Consider the following 16232-nt stretch of genomic DNA (forward strand, 5'->3'; position numbering starts at 1 on the left):
GTCTGTGAGCAGCACGACCGGTTCGAGCACGGAGCGCAGCTTCGGCGCCGTCCCCGCGTGGCTCGAGCGGCTCGACCGGCCAGTGACGACCTACTACGTCCTCGTCGGGGTCACCTCGGTGCTCGTCGGCTTCGGCCTCATCATGGTGCTGTCCGCCTCGACGGTGTCCTCGCTCCAGGCGACCGACTCGGGCTCGGCCTACTCGATCTTCATCAGCCAGATGGCCTTCGCGCTCATCGGAGGCGTCGCCCTGCTCATCGCGTCCCGGCTCTCGGTCACGGCATGGAAGCGGCTCACCCTGCCCCTTCTCGGCTCCGGGCTCGTGCTCCAGGCGCTCGTCTTCACCCCGCTGGGCATCGACGTCAAGGGCAACCGCAACTGGCTCGACTTCGGGTTCTTCACCATGCAGCCCTCCGAGCTGCTCAAGGTCGGGCTCGCACTCAGCGGGGGACTCATCCTCTCGGCCAAGCGCAAGCAGATCGGCCGTGTCTCCCACGCGCTCGTGCCCTACGTCATGCCCGTCGCGATGGTCGCGATCGGCCTCGTCCTCCTCGGCCACGACCTCGGCACCGTGCTCGTCATGTCGGCGGTCGTCGGCGGGGTGCTCTACACCGCAGGCGTGCCGGGCCGCTGGTTCGCACTGGCTGCCTCCGCCTTCGCCGCGATCGCCGTGACCTTCGTCGTCACGAGCCCCAACCGGCTCGGCCGCTTCGACGTCTGGCTGGGGCGCGACACCGACCAGTTCGGCGCGGCGCGGCAGTCGATCCACGGCCGCTACGCCCTCGCCGACGGCGGGTGGACCGGCGTCGGGCTCGGCCAGTCGCGCGAGAAGTGGGAGTGGCTGTCGGAGCCGCACAACGACTTCATCTTCGCGATCATCGGCGAGGAGCTCGGGCTGCCCGGCACGATCATGGTCCTCGCGCTCTTCGTCGTCCTCGCGCTTGCCTGCTACCGGCTCGTCATGCGCTCCTCGGACTTCTTCGTCCGCGTCGCCACCGCCGGCATCATGAGCTGGATCATCGTCCAGGCGATGATCAACGTGGGCGCCGTCATCGGGCTGCTCCCCGTCATCGGCGTCCCGCTGCCGCTCGTCTCCTCCGGTGGCAGCTCGCTCGTGACGACGATGCTCGCCCTGGGCATCCTGCTCTCGTTCGCGCGCGCCGAGCCGGGCTGCGCCAAGGCCCTCGCCGGGCGTCCCTCGCTCGTCAAGCGCTCGTTCGCCGTCCTGCCGAAGCGGCGGTCGAACCGATGAGCCCAGCTCCCTCCGTCGGCTCGGTGCTGCTCGCGGGCGGCGGCACCGCGGGTCACGTCTCCCCGCTCCTCGCCCTTGCCGACTGCCTGCGCCGCCGCGAGCCCGACGTGCGGATCGTCGCGCTCGGCACGGCCGAAGGGCTCGAGGCGCGTCTCGTCCCCGCGCGCGGCTACGACCTCGAGGTCGTGCCCAAGGTGCCGATGCCGCGGCGACCGTCGGGCGACCTGCTGAGGCTGCCGGGTGCCCTGCGTCGGGCCGTTGCGGCCGCCGACGAGGCGATCACGTCGTCGGGCGCGCGCGTCGTCGTCGGCTTCGGCGGCTACGTCGCGACGCCCGCCTACCTCGCGGCGCGACGGCGCGGCATACCCGTCGTCATCCACGAGCAGAACGCTCGCCCCGGCCTGGCCAACAAGCTCGGCGCCCGCTTCGCGAAGCACGTCGCGGTCACCTTCGCGGGGACCCCACTCCCGCGTGCCACCGTGACGGGTATGCCGTTGCGTCGCGAGATCGCGCTCCTCGACCGCCGCGCGAGCCGCGCCGAGGCGCTGGCCGCCTTCGGGCTCGACCCGCAGTGGCCGACCGTCCTCGTGACGGGTGGGTCGCTCGGCGCCCAGCGCATCAACGAGGCGTTCCGCGCCGCCATGGGCTCGCTCCGGGCGGCCGGTGTCCAGGTCCTGCACGTCACGGGCGTGGGCAAGGAGTTCCCCGTCGACGAGGGCGACGCCGGTGCGCCCTATGTCGTCGTGCCCTATGCCGACCGCATGGAGCTCGCCTACGCAGCGGCCGACATCGTCGTGGCTCGCTCGGGCGCCAACACGGTCTGCGAGCTCACCGCCGTCGGGCTTCCCGCCGCCTACGTGCCGCTGCCCATCGGCAACGGCGAGCAGCGGCTCAACGCGCAGGCGGTCGTCTCCGCCGGTGGTGGTCTCCTCGTTGACGACGCCGACCTCACCGCGGGCTGGATCGAGTCGACTCTCGTCCCGCTGCTGCGCGACGCGTCGCGGCTGGGCGAGATGGCTGCCGCCGCGGCATCGGTCGGTGAGCGCGACGGCGACGAGCTCCTCGCCGACCTCGTGGCCGACGCCGCCTCCGGGGGGTCGTGACCATGGCGCGCAACCCCCGGTTCGACTTCACCACCGAGGTCCCCGGGCTCGAGACGCTGGGCCGGGTCCACCTCATCGCCATCGGCGGCGCCGGCATGTCCGCGGTGGCGCGGATCCTGCTCGCCCGCGGCGTCGAGGTGAGCGGCTCCGACGCCAAGGACAGTGCCGTCCTCGAGACCCTGCGTGGCCTCGGCGCGCGTGTCGTCGTCGGTCACGACGCCGCCAACGTCGAGGGCGCCGACACCGTCGTCATCTCGTCCGCCATCCCCGAGTCCAACGTCGAGCTCGCCGCTGCGCGCGCCGCCGGGTGCCTCGTCCTGCACCGTTCCCAAGGTCTCGCCACGACGATGAAGGACGCGCGCCCGGCTGCGGTCGCCGGCGCCAACGGCAAGACGACGACGACGTCGATGCTCACTGTCGCGCTCCAGCACGCCGGCCTCGACCCGTCCTTCGCCTCGGGTGGAGAGCTCACCGGGCAGGGCACCAACGCCGCGTGGGCCGAGGGCGACGTCTTCGTCGTCGAGGCCGACGAGAGCGACGGGTCGTTCCTCGTCTACCGCCCCGAGGTCGCGGTCGTCACCAACGTCCAGCCCGACCACCTCGACTTCTACGGCACGTTCGAGGCGGTCCAGGAGGCCTATGCCGAGTTCGTCGCCTCGCTGCGGCCCGCCGGCGTCCTCGTGGCCTGCGCCGACGACCCCGGTTCGGCCGGGCTGGCCGCCCGTGCGGACGCGTCGGGCACCCGGGTGCTCACCTACGGCTTCGCCCAGGACGCGGACCTCCGGCTCTCCGACCACCGCCCCGATCCCGAGGGCATCGGCACGACGACGACGCTGCACCTGCCCGGTGGGGGAGAGGCGACGCTGCGTCTGCGCACCCCTGGGGCGCACAACGCCCTCAACGCCGCCGCGGCGCTGCTCGCCGCGACCGAGGGCTTCGGTGCCGACCGGTCGCTCGTCCTCGACGGGCTCGCCGAGTTCGACGGCGCACGCCGCCGCTTCGAGGTCCGCGGCGAGGTCCGTGGCGTCACCGTCGTCGACGACTACGCCCACAACCCGGGCAAGGTCGCGGCCGTGGTGTCGACCGCCGCCGAGATCGCCGCACGTCGTGGCGGTCGTCTCCACGTGGCCTTCCAGCCGCACCTCTACTCGCGCACCCGCGACTTCGCCGCGAACTTCGCCGCCGGTCTGGCCCCGGCCGACACGGTCGCGCTGCTCGACGTCTATGGCGCCCGCGAGGAGCCGATGGAGGGCGTGACGAGTGAGCTCGTCGCCGGCCCCCTGCGAGCACTGCCGGGGCAGCGGACGGTGACCGTCGGCGGCACCTTCGCGGACGTGGCGGCAGCCGTCGCGGCGCTGGCCACGGACGGCGACCTCGTCCTCACCGTCGGCGCGGGCGACGTCACCGAGCTCGCCGGCCACATGCTCTCGGCGCTGGGGGACGGATGAGCGGCGTGGGCGCCCCGACGCGCCAGCCGCAGGCCGACCCCAGGTTCCGCGAGCGTGCCCTCCAGCGCCGTCGTCGGCCCTGGCTGCGCGTGCTGTGGACGCTCGTCGCGGTCGGCGGCGTGACGGGCCTCGCCTGGGTCGTCCTCTTCAGCCCCCTCCTCTCGGTGCGCTCGGTGGAGCTCACCGGCGTCTCCGGCGCCGACCGCGCGGCGGTGACCGAGCTCGTACGGGTGCCGGTGGGGACCCCTCTGGCTCGAGTCGACGTCGAGGCCGTCGAGGAGCGCGTGCGCACCCGCAAGACCGTCGCCGAGGTGTCGGTCGAGCGCGGCTGGCCCTCGACGCTGCGGGTCAGGACCGTGTCTCGGGCCCCCGCCCTGGTGCTCCGCAACCCTCAGGGTCAACTGGAGGTTGTGGATGCGACCGGCGTCTCGTACGACATCGTGAAGACGCCTCCCGCCGGTGTGCCCCTCGTTCGCGCGGCGTCCTCGAAGGGCACGACCAAGGAGGCGCTCGAGGCAGCGCTCTCGATGGTGCAGGTCCTGCCGCCCGATCTCGCCCACCAGGTGTCGGCGATCGAGGTGAGCACCGCCAACCTCGTGTCCTTCACCCTCGGCGGCGTCCAGGTGGTGTGGGGAGGCGCCGACGACGCGCCGCGCAAGCTCGCGATCCTGCGTGCGCTGCTCCCGACGAAGCCCGAGGTCATCGACGTGAGCGCCCCGGACACGCCGGTCACGCGAGGCGGCCCGTCGCCGTCCGCGTCTCCCTCACCTTGAGGGTTTCGCACGCGTGGTTCCTGTGGCTGGTGGGATTGGTGTGACCGCCGTGACGGCGGTGGGCAAGAATGGTCCGGACTCGACCGCGACACGCCCGCGCGCTCGTTGCATGAGGCCCCCTCGCCGCCTAGCGTCGCTACATCGGGTCGTGACCAAACCGTGACTCTTGACCTCACGTCGAGGCTTTGTCGCAGGTGGGCGGGTAGACACCGTCGAACGACAGCATGAACTCAGCACTCTCAGGGAAGGCCCACACCGTGGCAACACCACAGAACTACTTGGCCGTCATCAAGGTCGTCGGCATCGGTGGAGGTGGTGTCAACGCCATCAACCGCATGATCGAGGTCGGGCTCAAGGGTGTCGAGTTCATCGCGATCAACACCGACGCCCAGGCGCTGCTCATGAGCGACGCCGACGTCAAGCTCGACGTCGGCCGCGAGCTGACCCGCGGTCTCGGCGCCGGCGCCGACCCCGAGGTCGGGAAGAAGGCCGCCGAGGACCACGCGGAGGAGATCGAGGAGGTGCTCAAGGGCGCCGACATGGTCTTCGTCACCGCCGGCGAGGGTGGTGGCACCGGCACCGGTGGTGCTCCCGTCGTCGCGCGCATCGCCAAGGGCCTCGGCGCCCTGACGATCGGTGTCGTGACGCGCCCGTTCACCTTCGAGGGCCGCCGCCGCGCCAACCAGGCCGAGTCCGGCATCGGCAACCTCCGCGAGGAGGTCGACACCCTCATCGTCATCCCCAACGACCGGCTCCTGTCGATCAGCGACCGCGCGGTCTCGATGCTCGACGCGTTCCGGAGCGCCGACCAGGTCCTCCTCTCGGGTGTCCAGGGCATCACCGACCTCATCACGACCCCCGGTCTGATCAACCTCGACTTCGCCGACGTCAAGTCCGTCATGCAGGGCGCCGGCTCGGCGCTCATGGGCATCGGTTCGGCCCGCGGCGAGGACCGCGCGGTGCAGGCCGCCGAGCTCGCCATCTCCAGCCCGCTCCTCGAGGCGAGCATCGACGGCGCCCACGGCGTGCTGCTCTCGATCCAGGGTGGCAGTGACCTCGGCCTCTTCGAGATCAACGAGGCCGCGCGTCTCGTCCAGGAGGCCGCGCACCCCGAGGCCAACATCATCTTCGGCGCGGTCATCGACGACGCCCTCGGCGACGAGGTCAGGGTCACAGTCATCGCGGCCGGGTTCGACGGCGGCACGCCCGCCAAGCGCCCCGACGAGCGTGGCATCGGCAGCATCCAGGGCCCGAGCAAGGCCCAGCAGGCCGCCGCCCAGGCCCAGCAGTCCCAGCCGGCCGCACCCGCGGCCGCGCGGCCGGCGGTCTCCCAGAACGGTCACGGCGGCGAGCCCGTGCACCGGCAGGCGCAGGCCGAGCCGACCCGCCCGGCCACCTCCGCGCAGGCGGCCCCGCCGATCGCGGAGCCCGTGCGCCAGCCGGTCGAGGCCTCGGTCTCGGCGCAGCGGTCACACGAGTCGGAGCAGCGCCCAACCCCGCCGCGCACCGTCACCTTCGACGACGGCGACGACCTGGACGTGCCCGACTTCCTCAAGTGAGGCTGCACGAATGAGTCGCTGAGCGACATCCCGCCGAGGGCGACCGGTTCCGACCGGTCGCCCTCGGCGCGTCTACGGTGGAGTCGTGTTCTTCTGGCGCGACGACCTGGGCGGCATCCGCCGTGCGTTCACCGACCGCTCCGGTGGGGTGAGCGAACCCCCGTATGCCGGCCTCAACCTCGGTGGTCATGTGGGCGACTCGTCGGATGCGGTGCGGGAGAACCGTGCCCGCGTAGCGAGCGAGATCGGCGTCGACCCCGGACGGCTCGTCTTCATGGACCAGTGCCACGGCAGCGACGTCGCCGTCGTCACCGAGCGGCCCGCTGGGCCCCTGCCCGTCGACGGCGTCGTCACGGCCGAGGCCGACCTCGCCCTCGCCGTGCTCGTCGCCGACTGCACACCCGTGCTCCTCTCCGACGCGGATGCAGGCATCGTCGGGGCCGTGCACGCGGGACGGCCAGGAATGACCAAGGGCGTTGTCGCACAGGCGATCTCGGCGATGCGCGGCCTCGGCGCCACGCGGGTGGCTGCCGTCGTGGGTCCGAGCGTGTGCGGACGCTGCTACGAGGTGCCGGCCGACATGCGCGACTCGGCCGCCGAGGTCAGCCCGGAGGCGAGTGCCGTGGCGTGGACCGGGACCCCGGCGATCGACGTGGCCGCCGGCGTCGTGGCCCAGCTGCGACGGGCCGGGGTCGAGGACCTCACCTGGGTCCCCGGCTGCGCCCGCGAGGACACCTCTCTCTTCTCCTACCGGCGCGACGGCACCACTGGCAGGTTCGCCGGTGTCATCGTCAGGAGCGCCACGTGACCTCGCGGCGCGACGAGCTCGCGACGCGGCTGGGCGAGGTCCGCGCCCGCATCGAGCGCGCGGCGACCACCGCCGGCCGGGACGTCGACGAGGTCGAGCTCGTCGTCGTGACGAAGTACTTCCCCGCCACCGACGTCGACCACCTCGTCGACCTCGGGGTCCGCCACATCGGGGAGAACAAGGACCAGGAGGCGGGTGCCAAGGTCGTCGACCTCGCGCGTCGCGACGACGTCACCGTCCACTTCATCGGCCAGCTCCAGTCCAACAAGGCCGCGCACGTCGCCGCCTACGCCGACGTCGTCCAGTCCGTCGACCGCGCCAAGATCGTCACGGCGCTCGACCGCGGGGCACAGCGGCACGGCCGCCGGCTCGACGTCCTGCTCCAGGTCGCCCTCGACGACGAGGAGGGCAGGGGAGGGGCGCGCCCCGACGACGTGCCCGCACTTGCGGACCTCGTCGCCCAGGCGGAGGCGCTGCGGCTGAGGGGGGTCATGGCGGTCGCACCCCTGGGAGGTGACCCGCGACGTGCTTTCGCGCGGCTGCGGGAGGTCGCGGACGGCATACGGGCAGGTCACCCGGATGCGACGTGGATCTCGGCCGGGATGAGCGCCGACCTCGAGGACGCCGTCGCCGAAGGTGCGACACACCTGCGTGTCGGGACGGCAATACTCGGAACTCGTCCGTCACTTGGGTAACTTCTTTTCACGTACAACGGTCACCCCGGCCGCCCATTCGCACTAGGAGTACTCATGGCTGGCGCGCTGCGCAAGACGATGGTCTACCTCGGGCTGGCCGAGGACGAGGGCCGTTACTACGACGAGGCCTACGACGAGTACGACGCGGCGGACGACTACGAGGCCGAGGAGCCGCGCGAGCCGCGTGAGCGGCAGGCCGAGGTGACCCCCTTGCAGACGCGTCGCAGCGTCGCGCAGGTCGTGCGCACCCCCGAGGCCTCCGGCATCTCGCGGATCACGACGATCCACCCGCGCACCTACAACGAGGCCAAGACGATCGGCGAGAACTTCCGCGAGGGCACGCCGGTGATCATGAACCTCACCGACATGGACGACGCCGACGCCAAGCGCCTCGTCGACTTCGCGGCCGGACTCGTCTTCGGGCTGCACGGCGCGATCGAGCGGGTCACGGCCAAGGTCTTCCTCCTGTCGCCCTCGACGGTGGAGGTCAACGCCGAGGAGGCGGCGGCCGCCCCCGGTCGCACCCTGTTCAACCAGAGCTGACCCCCCCAGCACATCCGGGTTCCAGGACGTTCACGCAGACTGTCGCCATGAACTCCGTGCGCTCGCTGCTCGCACTCGTCGTGTGGCTCTACCTCCTCGTGGTCTTCGGGCGGCTCATCCTCGACTGGATCCGGGTCTTCGCTCGCGACTGGAGGCCGCGCGGGGTCGTGCTCGTCATCGCCGAGGCCGTGTACACCCTGACCGACCCGCCCCTCAACGCGTTGCGCAAGGTTATCCCGCCGCTGCGCCTGGGCGGCGCGTCGATCGACCTGGGCTTTCTCGTCCTGGTGCTCGGCCTCTACCTCATTCTCGCGATCCTCTAGGCTGGATCGTCGAGCCCCAGGTCCTCCCTGGCGCGGGGCACCCATGAACCGATCGACACAGAGGAGTTGACATGGCGTTGTCGCCCGAGGACGTCCTCAACAAGACGTTCACGACCACCCAGTTCCGACGCGGCTACGACGAGCGCGAGGTCGACGACTTCCTCGATGACATCGTCGCCGAGATGCGTCGGATGACCAAGGCCGACGACGAGGTGCGCAAGCAGCTCAACGACTGCCGCCAGGGCCGCGGGCTCGAGCCCGTCACCCAGGCGATGCCGGCTCCGGCCGCCTCCGACCGCTCGGCCGAGATCGCCAAGCTCGAGGGCCGCAACACCGAGCTCGAGGCGCGCGTGCGCGAGCTCGAGGAGCTCGAGGGCAAGAACCAGCACGCCCAGGGCCAGACCGAGGACGCCTCCCGCCGCACCAACGAGCTCGAGGCCCGGGTGCGCGAGCTCGAGGACAAGCTCGCCGAGTCCGAGCGCGAGCTCGCCGACGTCCGCGGCCGCCACGACTCGCTCGTGGGCGAGCGCGATGCCCTTCTCGGTGAGCGCGACTCCCTCGCCGAGGAGCGTGACTCCCTCCTGGGTGAGCGTGACTCCATCGCCGCCGAGCGTGACCGCCAGCGCGCCGAGTTCGAGGCCGCGTCGGCCAAGAACGAGCAGGAGCGCCAGGCCGCCTACGACAAGGCCAACAGCTCCGCCGACGAGCAGCTCGCCACGCTGCGCGCGCGGGTCGAGGAGGCCGAGCAGGACGCCCAGCGTCGCATCCAGGAGGCCAAGGCGCAGGCCGAGCAGGCCGAGTCCGAGGCGCAGGAGCGCGTGGCCAAGGCCGGCGCCCAGGGCCAGGCCCCCGAGGGGAGCGGCGACCTCGCCGCACTCACCGGTGCCGGTGCCGGTGCGGGCTCCGCAGCCGGTGTCCTCGCGCTCGCGCAGCGCCTCCACGACGAGCACGTCTCCGCCGGTGAGACCCGTCGCGACGAGCTCGTGCGTGAGGCCCAGTCCCGCCACGACGAGCTCATCTCGACCGGTGAGTCCAAGCACCACGAGTTCGTGACCACGGGCCAGTCCAAGCACGACGAGCTCATCAGCACTGCGCAGGCCCGTCACGACGAGCTCATCAGCACCGCGCAGTCGCAGCACGACGAGCTCATCTCGACGGCCCAGACGCAGCACGACACGATGCTCGCCGAGGCCAACGCCAAGCGTGAGGAGCTCATCACCGAGGCTCGCGAGCGCTCCACGGGCATGGTCCACGAGGCGCAGCAGCGCAAGGCGGCCATCCTCCAGGAGCTGAGCGAGGAGCGGGCCGTGCTCGAGCGCAAGATCGAGCAGCTGCGGGGCTTCGAGCGCGACTACCGCGGTCGTCTCAAGGCCTACATCGAGGGTCAGCTCAAGGACCTCGACCACACGGCCGTCGACGTCGAGGTCGAGGAAGCCGCCAAGCAGAACCAGTGACGTCCGACGTCACGCCACGTGAAGGGCGCCCGGTCGTCGACCGGGCGCCCTTCGCCTTCCCACCAGCACGTATGCCGTGCGCGAACCTTCGAGGTGGTCTGGCGTTTTGCGTTGTGAAGGGCATCACGAGGGCTTATCCTCGCCGCACGCGGTCGAGCCCTCCCGGGCCCGACCTTCGTTGACGAGTGAGGACACTCATGGCTGGCAAGCGCGCTCCCTCGGGGGTCACCAAGGCTGGATCCGGCACGACCGCGGCGACGAAGGCGGCCGCGAAGAAGGCCCCGGCGAGCAAGGTCGCGGCAAAGAAGGCCCCCGTGACGAAGGCCGCCGCGACGAAGGCCGCCGCGACGAAGGCTCCGGCCAGCAAGGCTGCGGCGAAGAAGGCCCCGGCGACCAAGGCAGCGGTGACCAAGCCAGCGGTGAAGAAGGTTCCCGCGACCAAGGCGACGGCGAAGCAGGCTCCGGCGACCAAGGCCGCCGTGACGAAGGCTCCGGCGACCAAGGCCGCCTCCAAGAAGGCACCGGCGACGAAGGCCGCCGCCAAGAAGGCACCGGCCGCCAGCGCCGCTGCGTCGAAGACCACGGCCGCCAAGGCCCCTGCGAGGAAGGCATCCGCCGTGACTGCTCCCGCCAAGGCCCCAGCGAAGAAGACCGCCAAGAAGGCACTCGTCGTCCGCGAGGACGAGTCGCCCTGGACCGCGAAGGAGCTGCGCGAGGTCCGGGCCGAGATCGAGGCCAACATCGCCCTGCTCCGCACCGAGCTCGCCCACGCCGAGTCCGAGCTGTCGGACCTGCTGCGCGACTCCGGTGACGGCGCCGGCGACGACCAGGCGGACGCGGGGGCCAAGACCTACGAGCGCGAGCAGGAGATCGCCCTCGCCGACAACGCCCGCGAGATGCTCCACCAGAACGAGCACGCCCTCGAGCGTCTCGACGACGGCACCTACGGCGTGTGCGAGTCGTGCGGCCAGCCGATCGGCAAACTTCGCCTCCAGGCCGCACCTCGTGCGACCCTATGCATGCGATGCAAGACGAAACAGGAACGCCGCTGATCTCCAGCCCCCAGTCCACCCCCGCACCGGCCCCGGAAGAACGCCAGGGCCGGTCGCGGCTGTTTGCGCTCCTCCTCGGGGTCGGCGTGCTCACGCTCGTCCTCGACCAGGGCAGCAAGGTGTGGGCACTGGGAGCCCTGACCCCCGGCGAGCCCCGGGACCTTCTCGGCCCGGCTCTCCGGCTCAACCTCATCCGCAACCCCGGTGCGGCCTTCTCGCTCGGTGACAGCGTCACGTGGCTCCTCACGCTCGTGGCGCTCGGCATCGTCGTGTGGGTCGGGCGCGCGGCGACACGGGTGGGTCACGGCGGCTGGGCGGTGACGCTCGGCATGCTGCTCGGTGGCGCCATCGGCAACCTCATCGACCGCATCCTGCGGGCGCCCGGGTTCGGGCGCGGGCACGTCGTCGACTTCATCGACTACTTCGGGCTCTTCATCGGCAACGTCGCGGACATCGCGATCGTCGTCGCCGCGGCCTTCGGCGCGGTCCTCGCGGTGCGCGGCATCCCCCTCGAGGGCGTGACCCACGGCAGGCACGAGGCCGGTGACGGGCACCGGGGCACCGAGGCCACGTCCGGGGACGCAGATGTCTGACAGCCGCACGATGCTCGTCCCGGACGGCCTGCAGGGTGAGCGCGTCGACGCGGCGATCGCCCGGCTCTTCGGGCTCTCGCGCACGCGCGCCGCGGACCTCGCGGCCGATGGTGGCGTGGCCGTCAACGGCGCCCACGTCGGCAAGTCGCACCGGGTCCACGGGGGAGACATGCTCGAGGTGACCCTTCCGAGTGCCGACCCCAGCCCGACCCTCGAGGTCATCGCCGAGCCCGTCCCCGGGATGACGATCATCCACGATGACGACGACATCGTCGTCGTCGACAAGCCGGTCGGTGTCGCGGCGCACCCGAGCGTCGGCTGGACCGGGCCGACGGTCCTCGGCGGGCTCAAGGCCGCCGGCTACCGCATCTCGACGAGCGGCGCGAGCGAGCGCCAGGGCATCGTGTCGCGGCTCGACGTCGGCACGTCCGGGCTCATGGTCGTCTGCAAGAGCGAGCGCGGCTACTCCGTGCTCAAGCGGGCGTTCAAGCAGCGCACCGTCGACAAGACCTACCACACGCTCGTCCAGGGCCTGCCGGACCCGCTCGTGGGCACGATCGACGCGCCGATCGGTCGTCACCCCGGCCACGACTACAAGTTCGCCGTCATGGAGTCCGGCAAGCACGCCGTGACCCACTACGAGCTGCTCGAGGCCTTCCGCCACGCCAGCCTCCTCGAGATCCACCTCGAGACCGGGCGGACCCACCAGATCCGCGTCCACTTCGCGGCCCTGCGCCATCCGTGCGTCGGCGACCTCACCTACGGCGCCGACCCGGTCCTCGCCAAGCGGCTCGGCCTCGAGCGGCAGTGGCTGCACGCCGTCGGGCTCGGCTTCGAGCACCCGGGCACCGGGGATTGGGTCACCTTCGAGAGCCGCTACCCGCAGGACCTCCAGGTCGCCCTCGACCGCCTCTGACGACCTTCCGTATGCCGTGAGCCCCCTTCTCACAGGCCTCTTCCGTCTCACCATGGCGAGCCTGTTCTGACTGTCGGGCGGGCGACCTAGGATGATCCACGATGTCGTCGCCCACCTCCTCCCCAGCCCCGGACAGCACGGACAGCTTCGTCCACCTGCACGTCCACACCGAGTACTCCATGCTGGACGGGGCGGCCCGCATCGGGGACCTCTTCACCCGAGCGGCAGAGCTCGGTATGCCGGCCCTCGCCATGACCGACCACGGTTACCTCTACGGCGCCCACGAGTTCTGGCGCAAGGCGCAGGGGACGGGCGTCAAGCCGATCATCGGGCTCGAGGCCTACGTCACGCCGGGCACCCACCGCACCGACAAGACCCGCGTCAAGTGGGGTGACGAGCGCACCCGTCCCGGCGACGACGTGTCGGGCTCCGGGGCCTACACGCACATGACGCTGCTGGCCAAGAACAACAACGGTCTGCGCAACCTCTTCAAGATGGACAGCCAGGCCTCGCTCGACCAGGTCTACGCGAAGTGGCCACGCCTCGACCGCGAGCTCATCGACCAGCACGGGCAGGGCCTCATCGCGACGACCGGCTGCCCGTCGAGCGAGATCCAGACCCGCCTCCGACTGGGCCAGTACGACCTGGCGAAGCAGGCGGCGAGCGACTACCGCGACATCTTCGGCGCCGAGAACTACTTCTGCGAGGTCATGGACCACCAGAACGAGATCGAGCGCCGCACGATCAAGGACCTGCTCCGGCTCGCCAAGGAGCTCGACCTCCCGCTGCTCGCCACCAACGACAGCCACTACACCTACCCCGAGGACTCGCAGGCCCACGGAGCGCTGCTCTGCGTCCAGTCCGGCTCGACGCTCATGGACCCCAACCGGTTCAAGTTCGACGGCGACGGCTACTACCTCAAGACCGCGGCCGAGATGCGCCACACGTGGCGCGAGCTGCCCGAGGCGTGCGACAACACCCTCCTCGTCGCCGAGATGTGCGAGGTGTCCTTCACCGAGGGTGAGGGCCGCTACATGCCGAAGTTCCCCTGCCCGCCCGGGGAGAACGAGGAGTCGTGGTTCGTCAAGGAGGTCCAGACGGGCCTGCGCGAGAGGTTCCCGGACGGCATACCGGAGTATGCCCAGAAGCAGGCCGACTTCGAGATCGAGGTCATCGTCTCCAAGGGCTACCCCGGCTACTTCCTGGTCGTCGCCGACTTCATCAACTGGGCCAAGGCCAACGGCATCCGGGTGGGCCCGGGTCGTGGCTCGGGTGCCGGCTCCATGTGCGCCTACGCCATGAAGATCACCGACCTCGACCCGATCCCGCACGGTCTCATCTTCGAGCGGTTCCTCAACCCCGAGCGCGCGTCGATGCCCGACTTCGACATCGACTTCGACGAGCGCCGACGCGGCGAGGTCATCCGCTACGTCACCGAGAAGTACGGCGCCGAGCGGGTCGCGCAGATCGTGACCTACGGCACCATCAAGGCCAAGCAGGCCGTCAAGGACTCGGCCCGCGTCATGGGCCACCCGTTCAACGTCGGCGAACAGCTCACCAAGGCGATGCCGCCGGACGTCATGGGCAAGGGCGTGCCGCTGTCGGGGATCTACAACCCCGAGCACCCGCGCTACGGCGAGGGCAAGGAGTTCCGCGAGCTCGTCGAGACCGAGCCGCACTTCAAGGAGATCGTCGAGACCGCCAAGGGCCTCGAGGGCCTCAAGCGGCAGTGGGGCGTGCACGCCGCCGGCGTCATCATGAGCAGCGAGCCGCTCATCGACGTCATCCCGATCATGAAGCGGCTGCAGGACGGTCAGGTCCTCACCCAGTTCGACTACCCGACGTGCGAGACGCTCGGCCTGGTCAAGATGGACTTCCTCGGCCTGCGCAACCTCACGATCCTCGACGACGCGATCGAGAACGTGAAGGCCAATCGCGGCGAGGACCTCGACCTCGACGCCCTGTCGAAGGACATGACCGACAAGGCGACCTACGACCTGCTCGCCCGTGGCGACACGCTCGGTGTCTTCCAGCTCGACGGCGGCGGCATGCGCACGCTGCTCAAGCTCATGCAGCCCGACAACTTCGAGGACATCTCCGCCGCCCTCGCGCTCTACCGTCCCGGCCCGATGGGCGTGAACGCGCACACGAACTTCGCGCTGCGCAAGAACGGCAAGCAGGAGCTCACACCGCTCGACCCCCAGCTCAAGGGCAAGCTTCAGCAGGAGATGATCGACGCCCTCGAGCCGATCCTCGGCACGACCTACGGCCTGGTGATCTACCAGGAGCAGGTCATGGAGATCGCCCAGAAGCTCGCCGGCTACACCCTCGGCAACGCCGACCTCCTCCGTCGCGCCATGGGCAAGAAGAAGAAGGAGGTCCTCGACGCCGAGTACGTCCCCTTCTCGAGCGGCATGAAGGCGAAGGGCTTCAACGAGGCGTCGATCGCCGCCCTGTGGGGCGTCCTCGTCCCCTTCTCGGACTACGCGTTCAACAAGGCGCACACCGCCGCCTACGGTCTCGTCTCCTACTGGACCGCCTACCTCAAGGCCAACTACCCGGCCGAGTACATGGCCGGCCTCCTCACGAGCGTCGGCGACGACAAGGACAAGTCCGCGCTCTACCTCGGCGAGTGCCGGCGCATGGGCATCAAGGTCCTCCCGCCCGACGTCAACGACTCGGTCGCGCGGTTCGCCGCCGTCGGCACCGACATCCGCTTCGGCATGGCCGCGATCCGCAACGTCGGCCACAACGTCGTCGAGGCGATCATCGCCGCGCGCGAGGAGAAGGGTGCCTTCACCTCCTTCCGCGACTTCCTCTCGAAGTGCCCGGCCGTCGTGTGCAACAAGCGCACGATCGAGTCGCTCATCAAGGGCGGCGCCTTCGACGGGCTGGGGGAGTCCCGGGCCGGGCTGCTGCGCGTGCACGAGGAGTACGTCGACGCGTTCGTCGCCATCAAGCGCCAGGAGGCCATCGGGCAGGACTCGCTCTTCGGTGCCTTCGGTGACGACGACGAGTCCGGTGCGGGCGACGCGATGATGGGGCTGACGGCGGTGCCTACGGTCGAGTGGGACAAGTCGACCCTGCTCACCTTCGAGCGCGAGATGCTCGGCCTCTATGTCTCGGACCACCCGCTCTTCGGTGTCGAGCACGTCCTCCAGCAGCACGCGGACACGGCCATCGCCACGCTGAGTGCCGAGGACGGCAAGCCCGAGGGTTCCATGGTCACCGTCGCCGGGCTCATCACCGGCCTCCAGATCAAGCGCACGAAGAAGGGCGACCTCTGGGCCATCGCGACGGTCGAGGACCTCGAGGGCGCCATCGAGTGCCTCTTCTTCCCGAGTGCCTACCTCACGGTGTCGACGATGCTCTCGCAGGACGTCGTCGCCGTCGTCCGGGGCAAGGTCAACCGGCGTGACGACTCGGTGTCGATCTATGCCCAGGAGCTGACCCTGCCCGAGCTCACCGAGGGTCCGCGCGGACCCGTCGTCGTCACCCTCGACACGCTTCGCGCGACGACCGGCCGGATGGAGGAGCTCAAGGGCGTGCTCGCCAACCACCCGGGCACGACCGAGGTCCACCTCAAGCTCACCAAGCCCGGCCGGACGACGCTCATCAGGCTCGACGACGCCCTGCGCGTCAACGCCAGTGAGTCCCTCTACGGCGACCTCAAGGTCCTCCTCGGCCCGAGGTGCCTCACCGGTGGCTGAGCC

The 16232-nt window shown here is 70.7% G+C and carries 14 protein-coding genes; all 14 read left to right on the top strand.

All coding sequences use genetic code 11. From position 1 onward, the window contains the following. Positions 1-4 precede the first annotated feature (4 nt). Positions 5-1252 carry a putative lipid II flippase FtsW gene (ftsW, locus tag ACOJV7_RS15620; protein ID WP_420191145.1) on the top strand — a complete coding sequence of 416 codons (1248 nt, stop codon included), beginning with the start codon at positions 5-7 and terminating at the stop codon, positions 1250-1252. Further along, entirely contained in the window at positions 1249-2355 is a 1107-nt protein-coding gene (gene murG / locus ACOJV7_RS15625; protein WP_420191146.1) for an undecaprenyldiphospho-muramoylpentapeptide beta-N-acetylglucosaminyltransferase, read from the top strand. The genes ftsW and murG overlap by 4 nt, the downstream gene beginning before the upstream one ends. Positions 2356-2357: 2 nt before the next feature. Continuing rightward, a complete protein-coding gene (gene murC / locus ACOJV7_RS15630; protein ID WP_420191147.1) occupies positions 2358-3803 on the top strand; it encodes a UDP-N-acetylmuramate--L-alanine ligase in 1446 nt (481 codons plus the stop codon). Further along, positions 3800-4576, top strand: a complete 777-nt coding sequence (locus ACOJV7_RS15635) for a cell division protein FtsQ/DivIB (RefSeq protein ID WP_420191148.1) — start codon at positions 3800-3802, stop codon at positions 4574-4576. Before murC ends, ACOJV7_RS15635 begins: the two co-directional genes overlap by 4 nt. A 257-nt stretch (positions 4577-4833) precedes the next feature. Next, positions 4834-6135 carry a cell division protein FtsZ gene (gene ftsZ, locus ACOJV7_RS15640; protein ID WP_420191149.1) on the top strand — a complete coding sequence of 434 codons (1302 nt, stop codon included), beginning with the start codon at positions 4834-4836 and terminating at the stop codon, positions 6133-6135. Positions 6136-6220: 85 nt separating this feature from the next. Beyond that, complete coding sequence (gene pgeF, locus ACOJV7_RS15645; RefSeq protein ID WP_420191150.1) at positions 6221-6943, top strand: peptidoglycan editing factor PgeF; 723 nt, start codon at positions 6221-6223, stop codon at positions 6941-6943. After that, positions 6940-7638 (top strand): YggS family pyridoxal phosphate-dependent enzyme, encoded by a 699-nt coding sequence (locus ACOJV7_RS15650; RefSeq protein ID WP_420191151.1) that lies wholly within the window; start codon positions 6940-6942, stop codon positions 7636-7638. The genes pgeF and ACOJV7_RS15650 overlap by 4 nt, the downstream gene beginning before the upstream one ends. 54 nt (positions 7639-7692) lie before the next feature. Then, positions 7693-8181: a cell division protein SepF gene (locus tag ACOJV7_RS15655; protein ID WP_420191152.1), complete on the top strand. Its 489-nt coding sequence runs from the start codon at positions 7693-7695 to the stop codon at positions 8179-8181. 47 nt (positions 8182-8228) lie between these two features. Beyond that, entirely contained in the window at positions 8229-8504 is a 276-nt protein-coding gene (locus ACOJV7_RS15660; protein WP_420191153.1) for a YggT family protein, read from the top strand. 71 nt (positions 8505-8575) lie between these two features. After that, positions 8576-9958 (top strand): DivIVA domain-containing protein, encoded by a 1383-nt coding sequence (locus tag ACOJV7_RS15665; RefSeq protein WP_420191154.1) that lies wholly within the window; start codon positions 8576-8578, stop codon positions 9956-9958. A gap of 197 nt (positions 9959-10155) precedes the next feature. Next, positions 10156-11010 (top strand): TraR/DksA family transcriptional regulator, encoded by an 855-nt coding sequence (locus tag ACOJV7_RS15670; RefSeq protein WP_420191155.1) that lies wholly within the window; start codon positions 10156-10158, stop codon positions 11008-11010. A gap of 86 nt (positions 11011-11096) precedes the next feature. Continuing rightward, positions 11097-11603 (top strand): signal peptidase II, encoded by a 507-nt coding sequence (locus ACOJV7_RS15675; RefSeq protein WP_420191156.1) that lies wholly within the window; start codon positions 11097-11099, stop codon positions 11601-11603. Then, positions 11596-12519 carry an RluA family pseudouridine synthase gene (locus ACOJV7_RS15680; RefSeq protein WP_420191157.1) on the top strand — a complete coding sequence of 308 codons (924 nt, stop codon included), beginning with the start codon at positions 11596-11598 and terminating at the stop codon, positions 12517-12519. Before ACOJV7_RS15675 ends, ACOJV7_RS15680 begins: the two co-directional genes overlap by 8 nt. 101 nt (positions 12520-12620) lie before the next feature. Further along, complete coding sequence (gene dnaE / locus ACOJV7_RS15685) at positions 12621-16229, top strand: DNA polymerase III subunit alpha (RefSeq protein WP_420191158.1); 3609 nt, start codon at positions 12621-12623, stop codon at positions 16227-16229. Positions 16230-16232 lie beyond the last annotated feature (3 nt).

The sequence above is a fragment of the Knoellia tibetensis genome, assembly GCF_048606415.1.
GTDB lineage: Bacteria > Actinomycetota > Actinomycetes > Actinomycetales > Dermatophilaceae > Knoellia > Knoellia tibetensis.